Source organism: Pelomonas sp. Root405 (genome assembly GCF_001425165.1).
Lineage (GTDB): Bacteria > Pseudomonadota > Gammaproteobacteria > Burkholderiales > Burkholderiaceae_C > Pelomonas.
Map to the genome: position 1 here is coordinate 621,759 of NZ_LMDU01000012.1, position 25,838 is coordinate 647,596.

19 protein-coding genes, 1 tRNA gene and 1 pseudogene are annotated in these 25,838 nt (G+C 64.2%); 13 read left to right on the forward strand and 8 right to left on the reverse strand.

Annotated elements, in window-relative coordinates; translation table 11 throughout:
- The first annotated feature begins 82 nt into the window (after positions 1 to 82).
- The 6 genes from rsmB (at position 83) to ASC81_RS15755 (ending at position 6,596) form a co-directional block, all read left to right on the forward strand.
- Positions 83 to 1,411 carry a 16S rRNA (cytosine(967)-C(5))-methyltransferase RsmB gene (gene rsmB / locus ASC81_RS15730; protein ID WP_056268916.1) on the forward strand — a complete coding sequence of 443 codons (1,329 nt, stop codon included), beginning with the start codon at positions 83 to 85 and terminating at the stop codon, positions 1,409 to 1,411.
- A 1-nt stretch (position 1,412) separates the two neighbouring features.
- Positions 1,413 to 1,973, forward strand: coding sequence for a DUF4390 domain-containing protein (locus ASC81_RS15735; RefSeq protein WP_056268918.1), 561 nt, complete (start codon positions 1,413 to 1,415; stop codon positions 1,971 to 1,973).
- Complete coding sequence (locus ASC81_RS15740; protein WP_056268920.1) at positions 1,970 to 4,255, forward strand: ATP-binding protein; 2,286 nt, start codon at positions 1,970 to 1,972, stop codon at positions 4,253 to 4,255. Before ASC81_RS15735 ends, ASC81_RS15740 begins: the two co-directional genes overlap by 4 nt.
- A gap of 6 nt (positions 4,256 to 4,261) precedes the next feature.
- Positions 4,262 to 4,969: a response regulator gene (locus tag ASC81_RS15745; protein ID WP_056268922.1), complete on the forward strand. Its 708-nt coding sequence runs from the start codon at positions 4,262 to 4,264 to the stop codon at positions 4,967 to 4,969.
- Positions 4,970 to 5,046: 77 nt separating this feature from the next.
- Positions 5,047 to 5,122: transfer RNA gene (locus tag ASC81_RS15750), tRNA-Phe, on the forward strand.
- 181 nt (positions 5,123 to 5,303) lie between these two features.
- Complete coding sequence (locus ASC81_RS15755) at positions 5,304 to 6,596, forward strand: integrase arm-type DNA-binding domain-containing protein (protein WP_056268924.1); 1,293 nt, start codon at positions 5,304 to 5,306, stop codon at positions 6,594 to 6,596.
- A gap of 444 nt (positions 6,597 to 7,040) precedes the next feature.
- Here the strand turns inward: ASC81_RS15755 and ASC81_RS15765 are convergent, their stop codons facing one another.
- Positions 7,041 to 8,453 (reverse strand): hypothetical protein, encoded by a 1,413-nt coding sequence (locus tag ASC81_RS15765; RefSeq protein ID WP_056268927.1) that lies wholly within the window; start codon positions 8,451 to 8,453, stop codon positions 7,041 to 7,043.
- Here ASC81_RS15765 and ASC81_RS15770 point away from each other — a divergent pair.
- The 5 genes and pseudogenes from ASC81_RS15770 to ASC81_RS15790 form a co-directional block, all read left to right on the forward strand.
- Positions 8,440 to 8,805 (forward strand): annotated as a pseudogene (locus tag ASC81_RS15770) (IS3 family transposase); the annotation flags it as partial. The gene ASC81_RS15765 and the pseudogene ASC81_RS15770 overlap by 14 nt on opposite strands.
- 58 nt (positions 8,806 to 8,863) lie before the next feature.
- Positions 8,864 to 9,229: a transposase gene (locus ASC81_RS15775; protein ID WP_056268930.1), complete on the forward strand. Its 366-nt coding sequence runs from the start codon at positions 8,864 to 8,866 to the stop codon at positions 9,227 to 9,229.
- Entirely contained in the window at positions 9,226 to 9,561 is a 336-nt protein-coding gene (gene tnpB / locus ASC81_RS15780) for an IS66 family insertion sequence element accessory protein TnpB (RefSeq protein ID WP_056268932.1), read from the forward strand. Before ASC81_RS15775 ends, tnpB begins: the two co-directional genes overlap by 4 nt.
- Before the next feature lie 55 nt (positions 9,562 to 9,616).
- Positions 9,617 to 9,946: a hypothetical protein gene (locus ASC81_RS27910; protein ID WP_056268933.1), complete on the forward strand. Its 330-nt coding sequence runs from the start codon at positions 9,617 to 9,619 to the stop codon at positions 9,944 to 9,946.
- A gap of 64 nt (positions 9,947 to 10,010) precedes the next feature.
- Positions 10,011 to 10,247 (forward strand): hypothetical protein (locus tag ASC81_RS15790; RefSeq protein ID WP_056269096.1); only part of this gene is annotated, 237 nt, incomplete at its 3' end.
- A 322-nt stretch (positions 10,248 to 10,569) separates the two neighbouring features.
- Here the strand turns inward: ASC81_RS15790 and ASC81_RS15795 are convergent.
- From ASC81_RS15795 to ASC81_RS15825, 7 genes are all read right to left on the reverse strand, one after another.
- A complete protein-coding gene (locus ASC81_RS15795) occupies positions 10,570 to 11,634 on the reverse strand; it encodes a hypothetical protein (protein ID WP_056268935.1) in 1,065 nt (354 codons plus the stop codon).
- Between the two features lie 44 nt (positions 11,635 to 11,678).
- The gene (locus ASC81_RS15800) at positions 11,679 to 12,509 is read right to left on the reverse strand and encodes a hypothetical protein (protein ID WP_056268938.1); all 831 of its coding nucleotides are present in this window, start codon (positions 12,507 to 12,509) and stop codon (positions 11,679 to 11,681) included.
- A 52-nt stretch (positions 12,510 to 12,561) separates the two neighbouring features.
- Positions 12,562 to 14,160 (reverse strand): AAA family ATPase, encoded by a 1,599-nt coding sequence (locus ASC81_RS15805; protein ID WP_056268939.1) that lies wholly within the window; start codon positions 14,158 to 14,160, stop codon positions 12,562 to 12,564.
- Positions 14,161 to 14,232: 72 nt separating this feature from the next.
- Positions 14,233 to 15,897, reverse strand: a complete 1,665-nt coding sequence (locus tag ASC81_RS15810; RefSeq protein WP_156392155.1) for a hypothetical protein — start codon at positions 15,895 to 15,897, stop codon at positions 14,233 to 14,235.
- Between the two features lie 1,146 nt (positions 15,898 to 17,043).
- Positions 17,044 to 17,997: a tripartite tricarboxylate transporter substrate binding protein gene (locus ASC81_RS15815; RefSeq protein ID WP_056268943.1), complete on the reverse strand. Its 954-nt coding sequence runs from the start codon at positions 17,995 to 17,997 to the stop codon at positions 17,044 to 17,046.
- A gap of 166 nt (positions 17,998 to 18,163) precedes the next feature.
- Positions 18,164 to 19,678 (reverse strand): tryptophan halogenase family protein, encoded by a 1,515-nt coding sequence (locus ASC81_RS15820; protein ID WP_056268945.1) that lies wholly within the window; start codon positions 19,676 to 19,678, stop codon positions 18,164 to 18,166.
- Positions 19,675 to 21,183 carry a tryptophan halogenase family protein gene (locus tag ASC81_RS15825; protein ID WP_082536547.1) on the reverse strand — a complete coding sequence of 503 codons (1,509 nt, stop codon included), beginning with the start codon at positions 21,181 to 21,183 and terminating at the stop codon, positions 19,675 to 19,677. The genes ASC81_RS15820 and ASC81_RS15825 overlap by 4 nt, the downstream gene beginning before the upstream one ends.
- A gap of 303 nt (positions 21,184 to 21,486) precedes the next feature.
- On the opposite strand from ASC81_RS15825, the gene ASC81_RS15830 reads away from it, so the two are divergent.
- Complete coding sequence (locus ASC81_RS15830; RefSeq protein WP_162245907.1) at positions 21,487 to 23,388, forward strand: RICIN domain-containing protein; 1,902 nt, start codon at positions 21,487 to 21,489, stop codon at positions 23,386 to 23,388.
- Positions 23,389 to 23,498: 110 nt separating this feature from the next.
- Positions 23,499 to 25,616: a GDSL-type esterase/lipase family protein gene (locus ASC81_RS15835; protein ID WP_056268950.1), complete on the forward strand. Its 2,118-nt coding sequence runs from the start codon at positions 23,499 to 23,501 to the stop codon at positions 25,614 to 25,616.
- The last annotated feature ends 222 nt before the right edge of the window (positions 25,617 to 25,838 follow it).

The window sequence follows — 25,838 nt, forward strand, 5'->3', positions numbered from 1 at the left end:
AAAGCCCGTGCCCGGCTTGTCGAAAGACCGAGTGCCGCGGACGGCAGCGCGCCCGTGCCGGCACCCTCTCTACACTGCCGCGATGACCTCGACCCCCCAGTCCGCCCCGCTGCACCGCCTGCTGTCGCAGGCCGCCGATGCGGTGCAGGGCGTGCGCGAGGGCCGCTCGCTGACCGACTTGCTGGCCAAGGTGCCTGCCGACCTGCGCCCCGGCAGCCAGGCCCTGGCCTTCACGACGCTGCGCCGCCTGGGCGGCGCCGAAGCCGCCCGCCAGCAGCTGGCGCCCAAGGCGCCGCCGCCGCGGGTCGATGCGCTGCTGCTGACCGCGCTGGCCCTGTTGTGGCCCGAAACCGAGCCCGACGCAGCGCCCATGTATGCCGATCACACCCTGGTCGACCAGGCCGTGCATGCCGCCAAGCTGCGCGCCCCGGCCAGCGCGGCCTTCATCAACGCCGTGCTGCGCCGCTTCCTGCGCGAGCGCCCGGCCATGGTGGCGGCCGCGGAGCGCAGCCCGCTGGGCGCCTACAACCACCCGGCCTGGTGGGTCGAGAAGCTGCGCCAGGACTGGCCGGCCCAGTGGCAGGCCATCCTCGCCGCCAGCAACCGCGCGCCGCCGATGACGCTGCGCGTGCATGCCCAGCGCGGCTCGGTGGCCGACTATGCCCAGCGCCTCGCGGCCCTCGGCCTGGCTGCGCGCCCGCTGGGGGCCGCCACACCCCAGGCCCTCGTCCTCGACAAGCCGGCGCCAGTGTCTGCGCTGCCGGGTTTTGCGGAAGGCCTGGTGTCGGTGCAGGACGCCGCGGCCCAGCTGGCCGCACCGCTGGTCATCGGCGCTGGCCTGAAGCCGGGTGCCCGGGTGCTGGACGCCTGCGCGGCGCCCGGCGGCAAGACGGCGCACTTGCTGGAGCTGCAACCCGACCTGCAGCTCACCGCGCTGGACGCCGATGCGCAGCGCCTGATCCGTGTCCAGGACACGCTCAACCGCCTTGGTCAGCAAGCGACGCTGAAAGCCGCGGACGCCCGTCAGACCGCGGCATGGTGGGACCGCCAGCCCTTTGACGCCGTCCTGCTTGACGCGCCCTGCAGCGCCTCGGGCATCGTGCGCCGCCACCCGGATGTGCGCTGGCTGCGCCGGCCTGACGACATCACCGCGCTGGCACGCACGCAGGCCGAATTGCTGGACGCGCTGTGGCCGCTGCTGGCCCCGGGCGGTCGGTTGGTCTATGCCACCTGCTCGGTCTTCCGCGCCGAAGGCCAGGCCCAGCTCGACGCGTTTTTGCAACGCCAGCCTACGGCGAAGGCCCACGCCGTGCCCGGGTTCACGGGTCACCTGCTGCCCGTCGCCGAGAATGCCCAGCAACCCCAGCCGCCTCTGGACGGCTTCTTCTACGCATTGCTGACCAAGCCCTGATTTGTACGCCCGCATCGCCATCACTGCCTTTTTTGCCGTGCTGCTCGCCCTGCTGCCGGAGCCGGTGCGGGCCGAGGGCATCGAGCTGGCCCAGATGGCGACCCGCCGCGCCGACGATGGGCTGGAACTGAGTTTCACGACCCGTTTCGAGCTCAGCCGCGCGGCCGAGGACGCGCTGCACAAGGGCGTGCCGCTCTACTTCGTGGCCGAGGCCAGCGTGCTGCGCAACCGCTGGTACTGGCGCGACGCCCGGGTGGCCCGCGCCGAGCGGGTTTGGCGCATCGAATGGAAGTCGCTGCTGCGGCAGTACCGGGTCTCCACCGGCGGCCTGCATCAGAGCTTTGCGACGCTGGAAGAGGCGCTGACGGCGGTACGCGGCCAGAGCGCCTGGCGCATCGCCGAGCCCAAGGACATCGAGGACAGCGGCGGCTACTACCTTGAGTTCAGCTACAAGCTCGACGTCACCCAACTGCCGCGCCCGATGCAAATCGGCCTGCAGTCCGGCTTTGCGCTCAGCATCGAGCAAAAGCGCAACTTCGCGCCCGACTTCACGCTGAAATGACCCGGGTTTCGCGCTGGGGTTGGGTCATCACCCTGCTGACCCTGACGGGCGTGGCCGGCGTGCTGGCCTTCGTGCTCATCGTCGGCACCACCTCGGAACGGGCCTTCTTCGAACGCCACTACAACTGGCTCTACTGGGTCAACGTCGGCGTCGCGGTGGTGCTGACCCTCGTCATCCTGACGGCGGCGGTGCGGCTTTTGTTGCGCGTGCGGCGCGGCCGCTTCGGCAGCCGCCTGCTGCTCAAGCTGGCGGGCATCTTTGCGCTGGTGGGCGTGGTGCCCGGCCTGATGATCTATGCCGTCTCCTACCAGTTCGTCAACCGCAGCATCGAGACCTGGTTCGACGTGCGCCTGGCCAGCGCGCTGGAGGCCGGCCTCAACCTCGGCCGCGGCACGCTGGACGCCATGGTCGCCGACCTGGGCAGCAAGACGCGGGACGCCGCCGACCAGCTCGCCGACAACAACACCCCGCAGTTGCTGGCGCTGGAGCGTCTGCGCGACAAGCTCGGCGCGAGCACTGTGGCGCTGGTGGGTGGCAATGGCCAGATCTTGCTGGAAAGCGGCGGCGACACCCGGCACCTGACGGCCGACCGGCCGAGCGGCACCATGCTGCGCCAGGCGCGCGGCGGCGTCGTCAGCCAACTCGAAGGCCTGGAAGACGAGACGGCGGCGCTGCAGGGCGGCGCGCAGATCCGCACGCTGGCCTTGCTGCCCAACACCGAGTTGCGCCTGGGGCTGGGCGAGCGCTATCTGATGGTCGTCCAGCGCATCCCCGCCAGCATGCTGACCAATGCCCTGGCCGTGCAGACCGCCAACAGCGAATACCAGCAGCGCTCGCTGGAACGCGTCGGCCTTCGTCGCATGTACCTGGGCACGTTGACCCTGGTGCTCATCCTGGCCACGTTCGCGGCGCTGTTGCTCGCCGTCACGCTGGGCAACCAGCTGGCGCGGCCGTTGCTGATGCTGGCCGACGGCATGCGGCTGGTCGCGCAGGGCGATTTGTCCGTGCGCCCCGCACTGCCGTCGCGCGATGAACTGAGCGGCCTGACGCGTTCGTTTGCCGACATGACGGGCCAGCTTGCCGATGCGCGCGCCCAGGTGTCCCGCACCGTCGTCGAGCTGGACGCCGCGCGCACCCACTTGCAGACCATCCTCGACAACCTGACCGCCGGTGTCCTCGTCATCGACGCCGACGGCAATTTGGAGACTGTCAACCCCGGCGCGACGCGCATCCTGCGCCTGCCGCTGTCCGCCTACATCGGCCGGCCGCTCGCCGACGTGACCCAACTGGCCGAGTTCTCGGCATCGCTGGACCGGCGCTTCGACCAGCACCTCGGCCCCGACAGCAACGAGCGCGACATGGACCGCGAGCTCTGGCAGGAATCCTTCGAGCTCCAGCTCGACCCCAAGCAGGACCCGCTAACGCTGTTGGTGCGCGGTGCCCCGCTGCCTCAGGGCGCGCGCCTCGTCGTCTTCGACGACATCTCCGAAGTGGTCTCGGCCCAGCGTTCGGCAGCCTGGAGCGAGGTGGCTCGCCGCCTGGCCCACGAGATCAAGAACCCGCTCACGCCCATCCAGCTCTCGGCCGAGCGCATGCAGCACAAGCTCGAAGCCAAGCTCGAAGGCGCCGACCAGGCCATGCTCGTGCGCTCGGTCGCCACCATCGTCAACCAGGTGCAGGCGATGAAGCAGCTGGTCAACGAGTTCCGCGACTACGCCCGCCTGCCCTCGGCGCAACTGCATCCGCTGGACCTCAACGCCCTCATCCACGAAGTGCTCAGCCTCTATGCCGAGCCCCAGGACCGCGGCCGCCTGGCCACCGACCTCACGCCCAACCTGCCTCACATCAAGGGCGACGCCAGTCAGCTGCGCCAGGTCATCCACAACCTCGTGCAGAACGCGCTCGACGCCGTTCACGAGCGCCCGGACGGGCGTGTCACCGTGCGGTCCTCGCTGTCGGTGACCGAGGCCGGCAAGCCGCGCTCGGTGCGCCTGCACATCATTGACAACGGCCCCGGCTTCGCCGAGAAAGTGCTCAAGCGCGCCTTTGAACCGTATGTGACGACCAAGGCCAAAGGCACCGGCCTGGGCCTGGCCGTCGTGAAGAAAATCGCCGATGAACACGGCGCCCGCATCACCTTGCGCAACGTGCATCCCGCTTCCGATGCGGGCTCTGCCGCCGAGCCCGGTCTGGACGCCGCGGTGGTCGGTGCGCAAGTTTCGCTATCATTTTCGAATCTGACACCCGCCACCGAACCCGGTGCGCAAGGTGCCAAGACCTAAGGATTCATGGCTACGATTCTTGTTGTCGACGACGAGCTGGGTATCCGCGCTCTGCTGTCTGAAATCCTCAGTGACGAGGGGCACACCATTGAGCTTGCCGAGAACGCCACCCAGGCGCGCTCGGTGCGCGAGCGCATGCGTCCCGATCTCGTGCTGCTGGACATCTGGATGCCCGATGTCGACGGTGTCACCCTGCTCAAGGAATGGGGTGGTGCCGGCCTGCTGACCATGCCCGTCATCATGATGAGCGGCCACGGCACCATCGACACGGCGGTGGAGGCCACCAAGTTCGGTGCCATCGCCTTCCTCGAAAAGCCCATCACGCTGCAAAAGCTGCTGCGCGCTGTCGAGCAGGCCCTGGTCAAAACCGCTCCGCCGCGCCCCGCCCCGGCAGCCGTCATCGGCATGCCGAGCTACACCCGCGCCGAGCCCGGCAATCTGCTGCCCCCGGCCGCTGGCCACGGCATGGTGCTGTCCAACCACATGCCGAGCAACAACGCGCTCGCGTCCGAACAAAGCTTCGAACTCGACCGTCCGCTGCGCGAGGCGCGCGACGCCTTCGAGAAGAGCTATTTCGAGTTCCACCTCGCCAAGGAAAACGGCTCCATGACCCGCGTCGCCGAGAAGACCGGCCTGGAGCGCACCCACCTCTATCGCAAGCTCAAGCAGCTCGGCGTGGACCTGAGCCGCAATAAGCGCGGAGCGGGCGGCTGACCTAGCGCAAGCGACTTGGCCTGTGCTACAGTCGCGGACTTCGCTGAGCGGCGCCAGCCGTTCACGAAACAGATCAAGGCCTGGTAGCTCAGTTGGTAGAGCAGCGGATTGAAAATCCGCGTGTCGGTGGTTCGATTCCGCCCCAGGCCACCAGAAAGCCGTTCCGGGGAATCCCAAGAGGTCCCAGGAAGTCTAAAAAGCCCTAGAGAATCAACGCTCTAGGGCTTTTTTGCGTCTCAGACGGTTGCATCTGATTCCTTGAGTTCTTCCAATCCCAGGAGTAACTTTGGCAGTAACCAGCCCTGAAGCGTGGGTGAGGCCAGAAAGTTACTCCATGCCGCGCAACCTGATCCCTTCCGACGCGACCATCAAGGCGATCAAGCCGGGAGACGCGCGAACGCGACTCAGCGACGGCGACGGCCTCGTCCTGCTCCTATTCGTCAAGGGCGGGTCGCATGGATGGCGTTTCGACTACCGCTTCGCTGGCAAGCGCAACATGCTCTCGCTGGGCACGTACCCAGACACCACCCTGGCCATCGCTCGGCGGAAGGCGGACGCGATCAGGCAGCTGCTCGCCGAAGGCATCGATCCGAGCCAAAAGCGCAGGGCCGCGAAAGCCTCGTACGCGGAGGCGCGAGCCGCGCAGGAGAGGGAAGCGCAGGGCCTGCCTCCGGTTGACTCATTCGAGGCGGTCGCGCGCGAATGGTTTGCCGTGAAGAAAGACGGCTGGGCGAAAAGCTATAGCGACAAGATCATCGCGCGGCTCGCGGCCGACGTCTTCCCGTGGATTGGCAAGGTCCCAGTGGGTGAGGTGACGGCACCTCTACTTCTCGAGGTTATGAGGCGGATCGAAGCGCGTGGGGTGATTGAGACGGCACACCGGGCGCTGCAGGACTCTGGCCAAGTCCTTCGCTACGCCGTTGCGACCGGTAAGGCATCAAGCAATGCAGCACGAGACCTCAAGGGCGCGCTGCGGCAGCCGCACGTCAAACACTTTCCGGCCATCACGGAGCCCAAGCGTCTCGGGGAGCTGTTGCGCGCCATCGACCACTACGCTGCGACGCCGGTCGTGCGCGCGGCCCTGAAGCTGGCGCCGATGCTGTTGCTGCGTCCCGGAGAGTTGCGTTTCGGCGAGTGGACCGAAATTGACCTGGACGGCGCTCTGTGGACTGTGCCGGCCATGCGCATGAAGCGGGAACTGCGCCAGAAGCTGCATGGTGCGCCGCACCTCGTCCCGCTCCCGAAGCAGGCGGTGGCCGTGCTGCGCGAGCTCCATGTGCTGACCGGGCATGCGACGATGGTTTTTCGCGGCGAGCGCCATCACGACCGCGCCATGAGTGAGAACACTATCAACGCGGCGCTCCGCGCCATGGGCTTTTCGGCTGATGAGGTGACCGGCCACGGGTTTCGCGCAACGGCGCGGACGATGCTTCAGGAGCGGCTCGGGTTCGATCCTGACGTGATTGAGGCGCAGCTGGCGCACTCGGTCCGCGACAACCTCGGCCGTGCATACAACCGGACCGAGTTCGTCGAACAGCGGCGCAAGATGCTGCAGGCGTGGGCTGACTACCTAGACCAGCTGCGCCAAGGTGCGCCGGTCGTCTCGCTTCGAGAGCAGAAGGCTTGATCACGGCAGTCGAAGCGATTGATTCGTGCCAGTCCAGCCTTGGCAAGCACAGCAATCGCAGTGCGCTCCGAAGGCAGGGGTTGTTGGTTCGATCCCAACCGGGCGCACCAGATCAAAGCCTTGCAAGTTGCTGACTTGCAGGGCTTTTTGCATTTTTGATTCCACCAGCGGGCTATGCCTGCAAGCCCATGTGGGCCAAAAGTGGGCCAAAGCTGAAAAATCCTGGATTGAACTGGCGGATTGGCAGCTGGATTCGGAACCCCCGACCGCTTCAGCAGCAAAGTAGGGAGCATGAGACTGGGCGCGACGACAACTTCGGCGCGCCACAGGCCGAATTTGGCAACGAGCAGTTTCAGAAGCGCTGCGTGCTGCCAGGTCGACTGGTGAAAGTCAGATTGAGCAAGCTGGGATACAGCGACCTCCGCTTCGTTCGCAAGGTGGCGTCTAGCGGCGGCCGGCCTTTTTTGCTGCTTTACGCGCATCCCGCCCAGCCTGGCGACGAGCGGCGCGGCTGATTGGCATTCCGTCCTCACCGACGTACCGCTGAGGTGAGTCCACGAACTTGAAGGGGGTTGGAAATTCGCGTTCGGTGTCCCGGAACATCTGCATCTCAGTCTTGGGCCGCAAGATTTCCAGCTCATCTGCCTGCTCCCGCCACATCTTCATTTCCTCGGCGGACATGTCGGATAGATCGACGTACATGAATTCCTGGCTGGCTGTGCCATCGGAGAACGGCTCGCTCGCCACGCCGATGGCGGACTTCAGGGTCGGCATGGCCTCCTTCACCCCGTGGCAGTAGACCGTCAGCGCATGCATCCTGCGCGGCCGGTACACGGTGTTGTAGTCCTCGCCTGCCGGGCGAGGAATGGTGAGAAACACAAACGCCTGCTCCGGAGGCCTGCCCACCATCTTTACGCGCGCGAACATCCTGCCCTCGTCGCTGCGCTGCATGGCTTTATTTATGTCTGCGGCCAATCCACGACGCATGAGCCGTGGTTGCGCCGCTAGCGCGCGGACGATGCGTTCATGGTTAGCCGGGTCTGCCGGCGGCTCGCCTGGGATTCCGATGGCCGTCCCCGAGCGAATGAACTTGCTCTGATGCTCAATGAGCGTGTCCCAGAGGTAGCTGATTTCGTCAGCCTGCTTCTTTGCCGCCCGTTGTGGGCTGTTGAAGTACGTGACCCAATCGCCTTCAGGGAGCGCGACAAAGCCAGCATCCTTCGGCACCTTCGGAAACGCATGCTCCTCGTCACGCATCGTCGACAGATACCGAGCCAGCAGTTCCTCTTCCCCCGGCACTGAGAAGATGGGGCCTCGTGTTTGAAGGAACTCTTCCTTCTTGCGCAAGTAGGAGACCAAGTCCGGCACGGTGTCCAACTCGTCGAGCAGCAGGTCCACCGTCATCTCGTCGAGGACGTGGACGAACCGGCCGCTCTCCAGCGGCTGGCCGACGTGGAACGGCGTCTCCTGATGGGCCTTGGAACCCTTCAGCGCGCTCAGCAACATGAGACTGCCAGAGCTACCCTGCCCGAAGAACTCACGGGTTGCAAAATGTCCCCCGCGAGTGACTGCGATAAGGTGATACCGGGCTGTGCCTGGTGCTGGCAGCGCAATCGGAAGGCGCGTCGCGCAGCCCTTGTCGATGAATATGCGCTCAGGGAAGCGCTTCATGAAACTCTCGGCCCCGGCAAGCTGCTTCGCTGACTTCTCAATGGCCTTGCGGTACCACCTCGGCCAAGCAATCTTCACATCAACGTCTGACTGGTAGGCGCACTCCTTATCCGAGAAAAGCAGGACGTCGTTTCCGAAGACAACCAACAGGTCAACAAGCTCCTTGCCGTCTCCCTTATTCACCATGGTCGGCGCGATGCTAAATCGAGCCTTTGCTCGGCTCCGCCCGGGTGACCGACCCGTCTTGCATTCGGACCAGGGTTGGCAGTATCAGATGGACAAGTACCGCCAATGTCTCGATGCGCATGCCGTGACGCAAAGCATGTCTCGAAAGGGGAACTGCCTGGACAATGCCGTGGTCGAAAGCTTCTTCGGGACGCTGAAGTCTGAATACTTCCACCTCAACAAGTTCGGAAACTTGGAAAAGCTTGAGACTGGGCTGCGGGCCTACATCCGGTACTACAACCAAGACCGAATACGGTCGAGTCTGAACGGGATGAGCCCCATCGAATATCGAGAGTGCTTCGCCACCAACTAGCCGCCAACTGTCCAACTTCTGGGGGTCAGTTCACGAACTTGATGGATACGTACGCACCATGGACCAAGCAGCGCAAGGCCGCCGGCGGCGAGTTCACAGTCCCGAGTTCAAGGCGCAGACGGTGCAAGCGTCGCAGCAGCCAGGCGTCTCGATGGCCGCCGTGGCGATGGCTCACGGCATCAACGCCAACTTGCTGCGGCGCTGGGTCCATGAGATGGCTCAGCCGCCTGTCGACGCAGTGGCCGCCAGCGACAAGCCCGTCGGCTTCATCGCGCTGCCGATGCCAGCACCATCCGCGCAGCCTGCGCCGAGCGATGAGCCCATCCGCATAGAGATTCGCCGCGGCGCGACGACCATCGCGCTGACGTGGCCAGCCGGCGCTGCCGACGCGTGTGCGGCCTGGATGCGCGAGCCGCTGCGTTGATCCGCATTGACGCCGTGTGGCTTGCGACGACGCCGCTGGACATGCGCGCTGGCACCGAGACCGCCCTGGCCCGCGTGGTCCAGGTCTTCGGCAGCGCCAACCCGCACCATGCCTACCTCTTCGCCAACCGGCGCGCCACGCGCATGAAGGTGCTCGTGCATGACGGCATCGGCGTGTGGCTGGCAGCGAGGCGTCTGCACCAGGGCCGCTTCGTCTGGCCTCGCGAGGTCACGTTGGAGCAGATGCCGCTGACGCAGCCTCAGTTGCAGGCCCTGGTGCTGGGCCTGCCGGGGCAGCGCGTGGAAGACGACGGCGCGATCCGTTTGCTGTGACGCAATCGGTGCTCGCGCCGATGCGCGTGGCCCGCGCTCGCCCCACACTGCCGTCATGGCAGTCGCCGCGCCCCTCAGTGCCGAAGACATCACCTCGCTGGAAGCCGCAGGGCTCGGGCACATCGGCGCCAAGGTGCGAGCGCTCTTGGACCGCCAGGCGCATGACCGCCACGAGATCAAGTGGCGCGACGCCAAGATCGAGAAGCTGACCTTCGAGATGGCGCAGTTGCGCCGCGTGAAGTTCGGCAAGAAGAGCGAGCAGCTCGACGCAGAGCAGAAGGCGCTCTTCGACGAGGCGGTCGATGCTGACCTCGCCGCGCTGGAAGCACAGCTGGCGGAGTTGATGGCCGCCAAACGCAAGGACACCGAGCCCGCAGCTGCATAGAGCAACTTCTGCCTCACCAGTGGCAGACTGTCTAGCTCGCGCCACCAACGCATAGGTACGTCTTATGGTCTTCCTTGCAATCACGCCCGCTGGCCTGGCTGATGTGCTTCGCACCGCCAAGGCCGATGAAGCCATCTGGTGCGGCAGCGACGCGATTGCGGAGGCAGATTACGAGGCACTGGACCGCCCGAACGTCAGTCGGTTCATCTACGAGCTCGGAGACCGCGAACTGATTCCCGACGCCATCGGGACCATCGAAGAGCATCACCCCGGTCAAACCGTCTGGGTCGAAGCCGAATCGNTCATCTACGAGCTCGGAGACCGCGAACTGATTCCCGACGCCATCGGGACCATCGAAGAGCATCACCCCGGTCAAACCGTCTGGGTCGAAGCCGAATCGCAAAGCTAGGCAGAGGCGTTCCCCGGACGCTTACGATGGAACGGCTCACGATCAATGCTGCGGGGCAGTTGCCAACGACTGTTCTGAGAAGGATGTGTTCCCCGTGCGCTTACGGCGCTAGGCCACTCCACGGTTGACGTGGCATCAGTCATTCCGGCGACGGTTGCGCAGGGCAAAGACCTCGACCATCCCGGCGAGTAGCTCCCGCGGCTATATGGATCAGCTATCGGATGGTGATCAGGATGACGCCAAATCCCTTACCTTGTTCGAAAGGACCCTCGTCGTCCTTGAGCGGCAGCTGACCGCCAGTTCGACCTAGCAGGCTGAACTCAAGGGCAGTGCGCACGAGCTGCAGCACATGTTCGGCGTTGACCGGCGTCGACTGGTGCAGGGCGGCGGACCAGAGCCGGTCATCCTCCCAACGCAGCACTTGCCCATCCGAGAACGCATTGACAACGATGCCGCGAGTCTGTCCAGACACGCCGATGCGCGTTCGCGTGAACGCCTTGGCGAATGTCACGCTGAGCAGGTAGTCGATTAAGAAGTCCCACTCTGCGCCCGCAGATGGGGATCCCACCGTAGGTGGGGTACGAGGCCCATAGAACGGGGAGAAGGGCCGCCCCGCGACGCCTGCCGCGAGGTCAGCCAAGATGTCTTGAAGGTTGCCCGTGGTGCCCGGACTCTGGAAATCCTCCGTCGTCCAGGTGTCGGCGGCTGGTAGTCCAGCAGTAGTCGGCCCAAAGCTGGAGATCTCGCCCAGCAAACCTTGGTCCGCTGCAGGACCTATGGCGATGCCGGCGTGAGAGGTCCGTGCGAGGTCGAAGTCCGGCCAGATCGAGTAGAGGTGGTGCTGGTCAGTGCCGGCCAAGGTGCTGACAGTGCCTGGCGACATCTTGGCTTGCGTGAGGGAGGCGACACCCGAAGGTGCTGGAACGCTGGGGAAGCGAACCGCCAGCAAGAGGTCACCTAGCTCGCAACGTTTCGGTGTGCCGGCCGCATCGGGGAAGTCGACCATCGGAGACTGATGAACGAACACCCCGAGGATATCGATGGTCAGGCCGTGACCGGCGAGATGCTGCTTCCACGCTGCTGCGAGTGCTGGAACGCCCGTCTTGATCAGCTCTGCGACGTAGTCAGGTTCCTGCGGCACCAGTGCAATTGGCGTTTGCGCGGCAGCGGAAGCATGGGCTGCCACGTAGGCGTCATGCAGAACCTGCTTAGCCTCGTTCGCCAATGCCGAGTGCAGGCTCCCGATGACGGAGTAGGGATGCGGAAGCGAAAGCGCCATTGCAGACTCCCCAAAGAGGTTTCCCGACGAACTTCTGAAGGCTTTCAGCGCGTGATGGGCGCGCCGGCGAGATGGGCGTAGTAGCGACACATGCCAGCAAACGGGTGCTTGGGCTGGCACATGTACTTGATCTGATCCAAGCTCGGCGCATCGCCCAGCTTCCAGGTGCGCACAGCTGACACCAGCGACCGATAGACGATGTACCGCTGACGAGCCAGCGTCTCTCGGTTCAGTCCTAGATAGTCCACCGCAGCCTTGACAGCGCGCTTTGCGCGAGGCGAGGCGTTGTCGGGCGGCATGACCCGTACCTCTTCGTTCGTTTCGACTGCCGCCCAAGCGAACAACGGCTCCGGGTCCTCGAGGTACGGATGGGGCAGGTCAGGATCTTCGGCCAACCAGTCGGCAAGGAGGGTTGCCTCATCCGCCGTCGCTGGGTCAGGGCAGAGTGTAGCCATCAGGCGCTTGAGGGCAGCTTTGGTCTTGGGAAGTGTGGCCGGAAGCTTGGGGCCTGTCAGCTGTGCGCCCGCGATGGGGAAGCGGTCGCCCTTATATTTTTGATTGCACAGCTGGCACGAGAAAACGTAGTTGTCGACGCATACCGCGAGCCACCAGTAGACGGATTTGGGGCGGAAATGCTCCACATCCCCATAGGCGACATCCGACGTTGGAGCTTCGCAGTAAGCGCACTTTTCGGAACTGTCCCGCTGCAAGAAGGGCTTCATCTTCTTCCAGTCGCCAAGGATGCCCTCCCAGTCAATCTTGGCCGGATTAGCCAGGCGCGCCTCAGTGAGTGCGATCAGCTTGGTGAAGAGGCCCTCGCCCGTGAAGCCAGTGTTTAGGCTTGCCAGGTCTCGAGCGCGCTTGAGATGGATCACCGCTACCTCCCTAGTGACGGCAGATGGCTTGTTGCCCTGTATCAGAGCCTCTTCACGGCTTGCCCTTCGCAGCAGGCTTAGCCGCAGGCCTCACGACAGCGCGAGGCTTTGCTGGAGCAACCCTCGGAGGAATAACCTCCGCAGCAGGCTTCTTCGGTAGCGGCTTCGGTGCAACTGGTTTCTTGGCGGGGGGCTTTTTGGGCGCCGCAGCCTTCTTCACAGCCGGACTACTCGATGACGATGTCGCTTTGGCCCCGCTGACGCTTCGAGGACGAGCGGAAGAGGGCGGTACCGCGGATTTGCGAACTGTTCGGCTGCTTTTTACGGCAGGCGCCACGGGCTCAACGGTCACCCGTGCGGTTCCGAAAAGCTCCTCAGCCTCCATCATTCGGGCTGCAGCGTCCAGGTTCGGTTGGGACTTCTGATACTCGATCAGCTTGGCGAACGCTGGAGCCTCTTCTGTGGTCATGGGCGTAGTACCTTCAAGCTGCTCTTGGATGGAGCGGAGCTTGGCGACTTCTAGCGCGGACTTGGAGCCGGGCTTGAGCTCGATGCTGCGGGCTTCCTCCCGTAAAGCCGCGACCTTCGGCGAGTCAAGCGTCTGCAGCCCGATGAGCGGTGACAGGAACAGCTCTGACAACCGCAGTCGGCTTGGATCGCCAGCGAAGGGCACGAGCGTTGGGCCGGCGGTCTCACGTCGCACCACGAAGAGTTCACCTTCCCCGCACTGCTGAATGGACAGGGGAGAGTGCGTGGTCGCGATGATCTGAAGGTTGGGAAATGCGTTGTCGAGGAAGTCGACGAGATTGCGCTTCCACACGGGGTGAAGGTGCATATCCATCTCGTCGATGAGCATGACGCCGCGGGCCGCAAGAGGGTCCTTCCGGTCCTTGAAGGTCTCTGTCATCCGGAACAACAGGTCTCCGGCCCAAGCAGCCATCGCTTGATAGCCCTCCGAGAGCTGCCCTAGCGGTACGTCGCCATCGGCCGTACCCATCACGACGGCTCTCTTGCGCTTGTCGATTCCCTTGAAGTGCATACCCGGCAAAAGCTTGCCGAGCGCTTCCGTGATGATGCTGCTGCCCTCAGTACCTACGACGTAGTCGAGGTCCATGGCCCACTGTTCCAGGCTGACCAGTTCATGCCCCAACGAGAACATGCTCCCGAGCTGAGCAGCCCTGCCTTGTTCGAGGCTGCTGCCAATGCTGCTCCGACGGGTAGTGTCCGGAGGCCGGCGGAATGCGCCGTAGCCAGCGATGAAGTAGTTGCGGTCCGCCTTGCGCAGGGCCGCGTCTAGTTGCCGTAGGCCGTTGGAGTTCCTCTTGATGACCGTATCGCGCCCATCCCCACGATTGAGGCTCAGGGTGAGCGTGCGCTCTTCACCTTCTGCCGTGCAGATGGTCGCGCTGATGGTGGCCTGTTTTGCGTCGTTGTGGATCCACTGGTCAGGTGCGCCGAGGAGGTCTGGTAAGGCCTCAGAGCCGGCGAGCAGGAGCGCGATGGATTTGAGGACCGTGCTCTTTCCGCACCCGTTCTCACCCAGCAGGACGGTCCACCGCCGGGTCTTCTCATTTGGCTTGGTGCTGCGAAAGTCCACCGACATGTGCCGGATCGCTCGGACGTTCGTCAGCTCTAGATCAACGAGATACATGCGTCCCTCGAGACTTGCTTTGTGCGAGCCATAGGCCCATGGTCGCCGGATGTTACGTGAGCGTGCCGGCGTTCAGCCCTGGGCGCTCGAGCCTTCTTCGGCGCCGGTCGCGGCAGCATCGGCAGAAGCTTTGGACAGGTCCGCCTCAAACATCTGTATGAGCTGCTGCTCGATGGTAGGGTCGTCCAGCACATTCACCGCAAGGCGCAGTGCTTCTATGTAGCCCGGAGCCTGGCCCTTGCCATCGCGGGGATAGCTCCAGTACAGGGTGTGAGTGAAGAGGCGGGGAAACAGGCCTCCCAAGAAACCTTGGCGCAGCGGCCTCACGTTCAGGTCAAGCGCCCCCGGACCGTAGTCACTGGCAACCGGTCCGGAGATCATGTCGCCCCGCAAGAACATCCCAGGGCTGGTGATGTCGTGCAAATTCGTCCACCTCACAGGCGCAAAAGCCGCAGCGTGATGCATCTGAGTGAACTCCGGCGCCTTAGATGAGCGGAATGTGAACGTCGGCTCATGGGAGCCCTTCTTGGCCTCGTACACGGGCGGGGCACGGAGAATCTCGCGCGACTGCATCATCTCGTGCAGCTCGCAGCCGTTCTGAGCCACAAGGAAGTTTGCGTGTGTCAGCGGGCTGCCAAGCGTAACGAGGTCAGAGACTAGCCAAGCGCTGCGCTCCTGGCCTGAAGGGCCAACCTCGACCTCGCTGAGCAGCCGGAACAGGTTTCGCTGAGCTTCGCGATACGTTCCTAGCTTCTGAGCCAGCGTCCGAACGTCCTCGGGGGACCGTGGCGCATCCGCAGGCTTTGCGCAGATGCATCCGTGGTCATGTCGGCTGACTGTGGCCGCAGGAGTGGGCTTCTCACGACAAAGTTTGAGCAGCTCAATGCCAGCGTTTTCGCATTCGGTGATGGCCTCAAGAATGTCGTCGTCGTCCGCTATCTGGATATTCCCCGCGGCTTCAGCCCACGCCAGCGCAAGAAGGTCATGCGCGAGGATTGAGCCAAGACTGTGACCAACAATGATGACCCTGCCATATGCGCCACTCGCATGAAGGTCACGAAGAAGCTTCAGCCCGCGGTCGCGCGCGGCTTGCCGGACCTTGATGTTTCGCGGTGAGGCGCTCACGTACCGAGCGACGTCACCAAAGTACGCCGTCAGGAAGGCTTTTACGGTGGCACCGAACACCAGAAGAGCGACGGTCATCCAGCCCCAGCCGCCCCAGTTCAGAAAACCGGCCAAGTCTGTGTCCTTGAGGACAGGAACCTTTGTCAATGCCGTGGAAAGCCCGCTTATAAGGACCGCAATTGACGTGAGCCAGAGAAGGCACCAAACGAACATGACGCGCTTGGGCACCTCGCAGCCGAACGGGTTTCGCCACAGCAGACGCTTGAACCACAGCGTGAAGTCTCCCCACGTGGAGTCGGCTGTGATGTCGGCCCAGTGGAGCTCAAAGAAGTCCGCACGGATGCCCGGCCGGTCAGAGATGTGGGGATTTCGTGCTCGGGCGGTCGTGATGCGTCGCAACTCGGAGGAGCCGGTCAGGGGATCTGGCTTGCTCCAGGTATCCCAGTTCTCGTGGTCGGGTGGCTTGGCCAGCCCCTTGAAAAGGCTTGAATCCCTTTCCCACAAGGTCTCCACAAACCCACGGAGTGTCTCCATTGGGCGTTGTTCGCCCATGCCGTGAATGATCACGACGGCTACCTTGTCCGGAGCTGCGGCTGCATTCTTGTTGTCCATGGCTTTCTCCCAGTTCGCCTGGCGCCGGGACGCTAGCCGGAAGTTAGTCGCGCTGCAACATCAATGGAGCGGAGTCGCGAACGCTTGGCGTTCTTCTGACGCCCGCGAATCGGGCAGGCCAGCGACGTGACGCCCACTATATAGCCCGTTAGAAAGACGCCCACGAGTTCTGAAGCAGAACACTCGCTCGCGTCTGCTCATGCATCCACTTGCTGGCGCGCAGCCTATCCTGCACTAGCCCTACGAGTTTGCTCTACGCCCGTCAAAGACGGCGGTAGGTGCGCTCGACCAAGTGCCAGCGAACAGGCAGTGGACCGCAAGTGGGTCAGCAGCGGGTCGAAAGCGGGTCGAAACCGGGGTCTGCAGGAGATCGGACTCTCACGGGCCGCAGAGGCGGCGCTGAGCCGTCCGTAAGCCGATAGCGAAGTCCTCAAGCCCCTGCGAATTCTTCTCAAGGGAGCCGAGCATCGACGGATGAAAAACAGGCGAAAAGTTCGCGCCAAAAACCCGGAAAATTCGCGAGAAGAATGCGAAAAATGGGCGAGAAACTTGGATCGCTGGCGGCAGCTACAGGTGGCGCGTCTGTTCTTGCACGGTGGGCGTCTGCATGGCGACTGGGCGATGGTCGTGTCGCCCCCCATATCGCTGTCGGGGTCGCTGCCATAAGCTTCACGAGGTTCGAGCTGCCGACTGATGGACATCGGCGCGGCCTGCCTTTGGATGTGGCGGGCGACGGGAGTGGCGATGTGGGTCAGCCAATGGTGCGAGGGTCAGCAAAGTGCCCAAAGCGGAAGCTCGCATGGGCTCATCAGGGGATCCAGCAAGCGGTCGCTCAACGTTGAAGTTCAGCCGTCTAGCCAGCAAAGCAGGCGCAGGTCGGCTGCAATGACCGGTTAGAAAGCATCGTCATGAGACCAGAAAACATGTGGCCGGTTGCCTGTCAGATTGCCCGTGCCAAGCAACGTCTGTCCGAACCGGGGCGGGCTTTCTGTCAAGACCTGAGCGAGAGTCAGAGCCCGCCGCCAGTTGGTTGCTGAAAAATGCGCGCGCCGGCAGCCAACCATCCCTTGCGCCCAATCAACTGCGGTCTGCCGAGGTCCGAGAACGGGAATTGGCGGTATCGGCGAGCGCTAGTCAGCAGAACAATTAGTCCAGCTTGGCTCCAGACCGTTTCACCACCTCCGCCCAACGCTTGGTTTCGCTGCTGACCAATCGACCAAAGGCATCGCCATACAGGTTGGGCACGTCAGCGCCGAGTCCATTCCAAACCTTGCGAACCTCGTCGGTCGCGAAGGCGGTGCGCAACTCAGCCTGCATCGCCGTGATTGCTTCACGTGGCGTGCCTTTTGGAGCCCACAGCCCATACCACGTCGAGATTTCATAGTCCGGCACGCCGGCCTCAGCGGCGGTTGGCACGTCTGGGAAGCCGACGGCGCGTTTGCTTGCAGCTACCGCGAGCGCCTTGATGCGGCCGGACTTGATATGCGTCGCCGAAGAGCCGAGGCCGTCAAACATCAGCTCTGCCTGTCCGGCAACCAAGTCTTGCAATGCCGGGCCTGCGCCACGGTACGGGATGTGGGTGATGAATGTCTTGGTGTTCAGCTTGAACAGTTCACCTGCCAGGTGATGGGACGTGCCGTTGCCAGCAGAGGCGTAATTGAGCTTGCCAGGCTTCGCACGCACGGCCGCGAGCAGTCCCTTCAAGTCGCTAACTGGCAATTGGCCAGGATGAACGACGATGACTTGGGGCACGCTGGCGAGCAGCGCGACAGGAATGAAATCCTCTTCAAGGCGATAGTCGAGTCGCGGGTACATCGAGGGCGCGATCGTGTGGTGGACGGCCCCCATGAAGAAGTTGCTGCCGTCGGGTGCGAGCTTTGCGGCGATGCCGGCTCCCACAGTTCCTCCGGCGCCGCCCTTGTTATCGATCAGCACCTGACGGCCCATCTGCTTTGTCAAGGCTGCCGTCAGCGGGCGCGCGAACGCGTCCGTGCCGCCTCCCACAGGGAAAGGCACGATCCAGGTCACAGGTTTGTTTGCCTGGGCTTGAGCCAACCAAGGCGTGGCTAGCATCGCGGGCAAAAGGGTACGGCGTCTCATGGTTGATTCTCCTGTCGCTTAGCGATCATGGCTCCAAAGCCCAAGTGGCCAAGCACGTCGTTTGAAGTGGCATCCGGCACCTAACGGTGTCAAGCGCGGTGTCACCGTACGTCAGTGTCCGAACTGGATCAAGGGCACATCCGTGAAGGCAATCGCAGCAAGTTCGCTAGGCTGTGCAGTAGTTCCGAACGTAATCAGCATGGTCGGGCAACTTCATGGCGATGGCTTGAAGCTGCCTGCCCACATGCTGGAGGAAGAACTCACATTCCGCGCCGCTCAGATGGTCGGCCAGGGGATGGTTGCGCTGCGGAACAAGCCCCTGACCCACCATCACTTGCAACCAGCTAGGGTCCGAGAAGAGATCGCGCTGCGCGGGATGGAGGCGTCCCGCGTGAGCAAAGGCCTGCACCTTGCGGCTCAAGGACTCGGGTATCGCCATCGTCCGCACCTGCCGCCAGAAGGCCGAGTCTTCGCGGCGGGTCAGGTGGTAGTGCAAGATGATGAAGTCACGGATGCGCTCGAACTCCTCGTCTGCCTGAGCGTTGTGCTCGTCGATGTCAGGCTGATGGAAGTCTGTATCTGGAAAGAACTGGATCAGGCGCGACAGGCTGGACTGGATCAGATAAAGGCTGGTCGATTCCAGTGGCTCCAGGAAGCCGCTGGCCAAGCCCATGGCCACCACGTTCTTGTGCCACATCTTCTTGCGCTTGCCGGTTCTGAAGCGCAGCGTGCGAGCATCAGCCAGTGCGGGCCCATCGAGATTGGCAAGCAACTGTGCGGTGGCCTCGTCTTCACTGATGTGCGCGCTGCTGAAGACATGGCCGTTGCCAATGCGGTGCTGTAGCGGGATGCGCCACTGCCACCCTGCCGTGCGCGCAGTGGCGCGCGTGAACGGGGTGAGAGGCGCGACGCTTCCGCAGGGCACGGCTACCGCGCGGTCGCATGGCAACCAGTGCGTCCAGTCCTCGTAGCCGGTGTGCAGGGTGTCCTCGATGAGCATGCCCCGGAAACCGCTGCAGTCGATGAACAGGTCGCCCTCGATCTGCTCGCCGTTCTCCATCAGCAGCGCCGTGACGAAGCCGTCCGCAGGTCGTTGCAGTGCTCGCACGACCTTGCCTTCCGTGCGGCGCACCCCCCGGGCCTCGCTGATCTGGCGCAGAGTGGCGGCGTACAGCCCGGCGTCGAAGTGATAGGCGTACGACACGGGCGAGCCTGGACCGTCACCCTGCACGGGCCTGGCCTCGCGGGAGAAACGGTTGGCCTCACCCATCAGGCTGTTGAGTGCATAGGCGTCGAGAGGCAGCGCCTTGCCTTCGTTGCGCATGCGTACCCAGAAATGGTGAAACGAGGCCAGGCCCAAATCACGGCCGACGCCGCCGAAGGTGTGCATATACCGCTCACCCCGCTGTCCCCAATCGACGAACTCGATGCCCAGCTTGAAGGTGCCCTGCGTGCGGCGCAGGAACTCGCTCTCGTCCAGTCCAAGCGCGTGATTGAAGGCGCGCATCTGCGGGATGGTGGCCTCGCCCACGCCGACGGTGCCGATGGCTTCGCTCTCGACGACGTGGATGCTGCGCTTGCTATGGAAGGCGTGGGACAGGGCGGCGGCGGCCATCCATCCGGCACTGCCGCCGCCGAGGATGACGATGCGCTGGATAGGTTGTGCGGGCGTTGGGTTCATGGGGCGACTTGAAGGGCCCTGGCGAGGACCTCGGCATCGGAGAGAGGGGCTTGTTCTGCGCGGCGCAGGATGGCGGCCTGCATGGCCTCACAGCCCTGGCGCACGTCGGCAGCCTGGAAGCGCGCCAAACGCGCGTCCAATTGCTGTGGCCGCACGCCCAGGCCGTCATAGACCGCCAGCCAGCTGTGATCCTGGAAGGTCTCCCATTCATGGCGCACGAAGTGGCCATTGGCGCGGTAGACCGCCAGCTTGTGGACCAGCGTGTCGGGCAGCGGTGCCGCGGTGATGTGGCGCCAGAACTCGCTGTCGCGGCGCTCGCTCAGCGCGTAGTGCAGCACCAGGAAGTCGCGGATGCGCTCCATTTCCAACAGCGAGGCGCGGTTGAACTCGGCCGCCAGCGCAGGTGCTTGGGGGTCGTCGGGCCAGAGCGCGAGCAGCTTGTCGATGGCGGAGTGGATGAGGGTGATGCCGGTGGACTCCAGCGGCTCAAGGAAGCCCGCCGACAGGCCGATGGCGACGACGTTCCTGACCCAGGGCTGGGCGATGTGGCCGGGGTCGAAGCGAATCCAGTTTGGCTCGGCCAGCGCCTCGCCGTCCTGATGGGCCTGCAGCAGTTGCAGGGCCTGCTCGTCGCTCATAAAGGCCGAGGCATAGACGTGGCCGTTGCCGATGCGATGCTGCAGCGGGATGCGCCAGCGCCAGCCGGCGGGCAGTGCCTGGGCCAGCGTATATGGCGTGGCCGGCCCGCTGCCCGCCGTGGGCTGGGCCACTGCGCGGTCGCAGGGCAGCCAGTGGCGCCAGCTGACCCAGGGCTGCCGCAACGCCTGACGAATCAGCAGACCGCGAAAGCCCGAGCAGTCGATGAAGAGGTCGGCCTCCAGGCGACGGCCGTCGGTCAGCGTGATGGCCGTGATGGCGCCGCTGTCCGGGCCGATGTCGGCATGTTCGAACACGCCGTCCAGGTGCTGCACGCCGCTGCCCAGCGCTTGCCGACGCAGGTGCTGGGCGAACAGGCCGGCGTCCAGGTGCAGGGCCCAGCGATAGATGTCGTGGTCGGCCTCCGGTTGGGCGGGCGGCGCCGCGAACCGGCCGCGCAGCGCCATCTGCGCGCACAGGTTGAAGTCCTCCAGCCGCAGGTCCTGCCCGCCGTCCTGGGCCTGCAGCCAGGCCAGGACCTGGTGGAAGCCGACGCCGCCGGCGCTGGCGCCATACAGGCCGAAGCCGTGGAAATAGCGCTGGCCGATGGCGCGCCAGTCCTGAAAGGCAATGCCGGCCTTCAGAGTGGCCCGGCTGTCGCGGATCAGCGCCGGTACGTCGGCCTGCACGCTGGTGAGGTAGTCAAGGATGGCCGGCACCGTGGCCTCGCCGACGCCAATGCTGCCGATGGCTGCGGAGTCCACCAGCGTGACGGCCAGCGGCCGCCCGGGGCGAGCGCGCTTGGTCAGGGCCAGCGCCGTCATCCAGCCGGCGGTGCCGCCTCCAAGGATCAATACCCGTTCAGTCATCGTGCACTCAAGCGAGTTTGCTAGTGGTGAGGCGCGCGGCGCCCAGCTTGGCAGCACCCCGACCAGTGAGTTTGTTTATGGAACATGCAAATGTTGCCACAACAAATATTCACAAGTTTGTCCATATTCGCCCGCGTTTACACCTATTTGCTGGAGTTCTTGGTGACTCGCACACTGGAATTGGATGTAAACATAATTTTGTTCATCAATGTTTACATTCTTAGTAAAGATCGAACGCCGAAGTTAAACGTCCCGCCATCCAAGGGTGGAGCGCTTGCCGCAGGCCAAAACACGGAGACAACCATGCCAACTCTTTCATTCGCCCCTCCCAGAGTCATACCGCTCGCCATCCTCTTATCGGCTGCTGCCCAGGCCGCTGTGGCCGCGCCGCCTGCCCAGGGGCGCTACCAACTCGTGTCGGTGCACAGCGGCAAATGCGTGGACGTGGCCGCCGCCGGCACGACCGACGGCACCAATGTCCAGCAGTACACCTGCAACGGTGGACTGGCCCAGGCCTGGGACCTGGCGCAGACCGCCGCGGGCGAGCACAAGCTGCTGACGGCCATCAACGGCAAGGCGCTGGACGTTGCCGGCGCCTCTCGCAACGACGCCGGCAATGTGCAGATCTGGACCGACAACGGCACCACGGCCCAGCGCTGGACGGTGCAACAGGTCAGCGGCAGCACGACCGAGTGGACCGTCATCAACCGCAACAGCGGCAAGTGCGTTGATGTCGCCAGTGGCTCCACGGCCGACGGCGCCAACGTCCAGCAATGGGCCTGCAACAACAATCCGCAGCAGCGCTTTCGCTTCGTGGCCAAGTCCATCGGCGCCACGATCTCGCCCGGCCGCTACACGCTGACGGCCCAGCACAGCGGCAAATGCCTCGACACCGCTGCCTCGGGAACGGCCAACGGAAGCAACCTGCAGCAGTACGCCTGCAATGGCGGCGCCGCCCAGGCCTTCGACGTCACGCGCGATGCCAATGGCTACTACCAGTTCGCCAACATCCTGAGCGGCAAGCTCGCCGACGTCGCCGCAAACTCGACGGCCGATGGTGCCAATGTCCAGCTTTGGAGCGCGACGAGCACCGACAACCAGCGCTTCACGCTCAACGACGTCGGCTCGGGCCGCTACCAGGTCGTGGCCCGGCACTCCGGCAAATGCCTGGATGTCGCCGCCCAGTACACGACCGACGGCGTCAACGTCCAGCAGTGGGCCTGCAACAGCCAGGCTAACCAGCGCTGGACCTTCACCCCGACCACTGTGTCGGCGGGCTCGCCGACAGCGCGGCTGAAGCAGAACATGATGAACTTCTTCTACGGCATCTCCGGTCGGCAGACGCTCGTCGGTGTCCACAACAAGAACTCGGCCACGCCTACCAGCGACACGCGGCGTGTGGACGCCATTACCGCGCGGCCGTCATCGTTCTGGGGCGGCGATTTCGGCTTCGGCAATGAGTTCCTGAACTACCGCAGCGTGATGATTGCCGAGGCGGCGAACCAGTTCCGCAAGGGCGCGGCCGTCAGCCTGACGTACCACGCCTGCGCGCCGACGCGGGATGAGTACTGCAGCTGGGATGACATCGGCGGCTCCCGCCCGGCCAAGCTGACCCCCGCGCAGTTCCAGCAACTGCTGACGCCCGGCACGGCCCTCTACAACACCTGGATCGGTCGCCTCAACACGCTGGCTGGCTACCTGCAGCAGCTCAAGGACGCTGGCGTCGTCGTGATGTTCCGACCGTTGCACGAGATGAACCAGTGCGTGTTCTGGTGGGCCTGCCACACCGGCCAGTACGGCAGCGCCGCGCTGTTCCGCCTGACGCGCAACTACCTCGCGAACACCAAAGGACTGGACAACATCATCTGGGTCTGGAACGTGCAGGACTTCAACAGCCTGGCCACCGATGTCGACGCCTACACGCCGGGCCCCGACTACTTCGACATCGCCTCGCTGGACATCTACATCAATGGCTACACCGAGGCCAACTACACCATCATGCAGCGCATCTCGGCCGGCAAGCCCATCGCCATTGCCGAGAACCAGTTCGTCATGACGCCCTCGCAGCTGGCCGCCCAGCCGAAGTGGATCTTTCAGATGCTGTGGCCCGACTTCATCGACGACCCGCGCAACCGCGCCGCGCTGCCGGGTCTGTACGGCGCCAGCAACGTGCTGACGCTGGACGAGATGCCGGGCTGGCGCTGAGCCCGGGTCGGCGTGGCAGCGCGCTGCCGCACCGACGCCGCTTGAGTGCGCCGGCCGACCGCAACGCGGCGACCGGCGCGCACCCCAAAAACAATCATCGAGACACCGCAATGAATTCGTTCGCAAAATTGCTGCTGGCCGCTGGCGTGGCTGCAGCCCAGGGCCTGTCGCCAATGCCTGCCGCCGCCAGTACCGGCGACGGCGCACCGGCAGACACCAACATCGTCTACGTCGGGCGCTGGGACCGCTCCTCGCCCAGCCAGGCCGTCAGCTACTACGGCGGCTCGTACTTGCGAGTCAATTTCAACGGCACGCGCGTGTCAGTGAAGCTCGCCGCGCCGGCCAACTTCTACGCATCGATCAATGGCGGGCCCGACGTGCTCTACGAGGGCCGGTCCGGCACAGTCAACCTGACGCCCAGCCCACTCGCCAACGGGTCCCACAGCCTGCGCATCGCGGCCAAGTACCAGAGCGACGTGCTGAAGTTCCAGGGCCTGGCGCTGGACAGCGGCGCATGGACATCCCTGCCAGCCGTTCGCCACAACATCATCGAGTTCGTCGGCGGCTCCATCGTCGCGGGCTATCTGAACTCCAAGCAGGCCTTGTCGGACCACGCCTGGCTGATTGGCGAGCAACTGGGCGCCGACCACACCCAGGTGGCCTACACCGGCATCTGCCTGGTGGACCAGGTCCAGTGCTACTCGCCCAATGCCATCGGCATGAGCCGTCAGTTCTTCAAGCAGAAGACGGTGGACTATCCGTCAGCACCTGACTGGGACTTCGGGGCCTACCAGCCACGCGCTGTCGTCATCAACCTTGGCACCAATGACAGCAGCTTCAACGTGCCCGCAACCACGTTCCAGGCTGCATACGCGAGCTTCCTGCAGGGCATTCGCGCCAAGTACCCTTCGGCCGAAATCCTTGCCCTGCGTCTGTTCAACGGCGCCTACGCTGACCAGACCCGTGCCGCCGTACAGGCACGCATAGCCTCGGGCGATACGCGGGTGCGGTTCATTGACACCAGCAACTGGCTGGTGGCGGCCGACTTCACGGACGGCACCCACCCCAACGATGCGGGGCACGCCAAGCTGGCCAAACTACTCGGACCCCTTCTGAAGCCTCATGTGAGCGGCTTCTTCACCAGCTTCGAGGCGGGCGAGCCAGTGGCGCGCGCCAATACGGTCGAAGGCAGCGCCAACGTCGCCAATGGCGCCGGCGTCGCCGCAGGTATGGACACTGGCACGACGACAGCTGCGGCTCATGCCGGCGCACGCGCCCTACGCATTGCCGGCAACGACCTGAGCGCCACGCAGTCGTTCTCGTACAACCGCCTCTATGACCTGGCGCTGCCGGTAGCGGCCAACACCGTGCTGTCGTACTGGATACGGCCGGACAACCTCAACGGCCGCTCCACCGCCGTAGATGTGCTGTTCACAGACGGCAGCTGGCTTCGCAACCTGGGCGCGGTGGATCAGCGTGGCATCACGCTGCACCCCAATGCGCAAGGCTCCGGCGGCCAGCTGCAGGTTGGCCAATGGAACCTGGTGAGTTCGAAGATCGGCGCGGTGGCTGCCGGCAAGACCATCCAGCGCGTTGCTATCGGCTATGACCAGCCCGGCGCAACCGGACCGTTCAGCGCATCCGTCGACGAGCTGTCCATCGCCCAGGCGCCCTTTGCCACCAGCTTCGAAACCACCGATTCGCCGCTCACCTGGAGCGACACCGTGCGCGCCAGCGCCAACGTCGGAGGCTACTGCTGCGGCAAGAGCACGATGGAATCGTCAACTCGGATCGGTGCGACAGCACATACGGGCTCGGGTTCATTGCTGGTCCAGGGTCGCGACGCCAGCGCGACGCAAAGCTACTCCTACAACCGCGTCTTGGCCGTCAACATCCCGGTGACACCCGCGACGAACCTGTCCTACTGGCTCTTTCCTGCGTCGGAAGCAGGCAGCGGAACCAGCGGCACATATGTCGCCATCGACCTGCTGTTCTCCGATGGCACTTGGCTTCGCAACACGGCCGCGGTGGACCAAAACGGCGTCCGGCTCAGCCCGTCGCAACAAGGCGCCGGCCGCCGCCTCGTGCAGGGTGCATGGAACCTCATCAGCAGCAACGTCGGTGCCGTGGCGGCAGGCAAGACCATCGTCGAGATCAACGTCGGCTATGACCGCGCCGATGCCGCAGGTGCATTCCGGGGCTACCTGGACGATCTGCTGATCTTTTGAAGGGCGGGCCGACGAGGCTCGTGGATCCACCGCGAGCCGGCACGGACGCGGGCGATGCCGGCCCATTTCAGATCGCAATGAGGCAACCAACTTTGCAGCAGATGTTTACGCAACATAACAATGTTGCACAAACAACATGATTCAGAGTTTCTACCTATTTGCCAATGCGGAGCTGTCGGAACAAACTGGCAACAACATAAACAAAAGACCTTGTTTATATCG

Coding starts and splice junctions, on each gene's coding strand:
- rsmB (WP_056268916.1), top strand. CDS start 83: ATGACCTCGACCCCCCAGTCCGCCCCGCTGCACCGCCTGCTGTCGCAG.
- ASC81_RS15825 (WP_082536547.1), bottom strand. CDS start 21,183: ATGACTGAACGGGTATTGATCCTTGGAGGCGGCACCGCCGGCTGGATG.
- ASC81_RS15815 (WP_056268943.1), bottom strand. CDS start 17,997: ATGAGACGCCGTACCCTTTTGCCCGCGATGCTAGCCACGCCTTGGTTG.
- ASC81_RS15805 (WP_056268939.1), bottom strand. CDS start 14,160: ATGTATCTCGTTGATCTAGAGCTGACGAACGTCCGAGCGATCCGGCAC.
- ASC81_RS15775 (WP_056268930.1), top strand. CDS start 8,864: ATGGACCAAGCAGCGCAAGGCCGCCGGCGGCGAGTTCACAGTCCCGAG.
- ASC81_RS15755 (WP_056268924.1), top strand. CDS start 5,304: ATGCCGCGCAACCTGATCCCTTCCGACGCGACCATCAAGGCGATCAAG.
- ASC81_RS15810 (WP_156392155.1), bottom strand. CDS start 15,897: ATGGACAACAAGAATGCAGCCGCAGCTCCGGACAAGGTAGCCGTCGTG.
- ASC81_RS15745 (WP_056268922.1), top strand. CDS start 4,262: ATGGCTACGATTCTTGTTGTCGACGACGAGCTGGGTATCCGCGCTCTG.
- ASC81_RS27910 (WP_056268933.1), top strand. CDS start 9,617: ATGGCAGTCGCCGCGCCCCTCAGTGCCGAAGACATCACCTCGCTGGAA.
- ASC81_RS15795 (WP_056268935.1), bottom strand. CDS start 11,634: ATGGCGCTTTCGCTTCCGCATCCCTACTCCGTCATCGGGAGCCTGCAC.
- ASC81_RS15830 (WP_162245907.1), top strand. CDS start 21,487: ATGCCAACTCTTTCATTCGCCCCTCCCAGAGTCATACCGCTCGCCATC.
- ASC81_RS15740 (WP_056268920.1), top strand. CDS start 1,970: ATGACCCGGGTTTCGCGCTGGGGTTGGGTCATCACCCTGCTGACCCTG.
- ASC81_RS15835 (WP_056268950.1), top strand. CDS start 23,499: ATGAATTCGTTCGCAAAATTGCTGCTGGCCGCTGGCGTGGCTGCAGCC.
- ASC81_RS15820 (WP_056268945.1), bottom strand. CDS start 19,678: ATGAACCCAACGCCCGCACAACCTATCCAGCGCATCGTCATCCTCGGC.
- ASC81_RS15765 (WP_056268927.1), bottom strand. CDS start 8,453: ATGGTGAATAAGGGAGACGGCAAGGAGCTTGTTGACCTGTTGGTTGTC.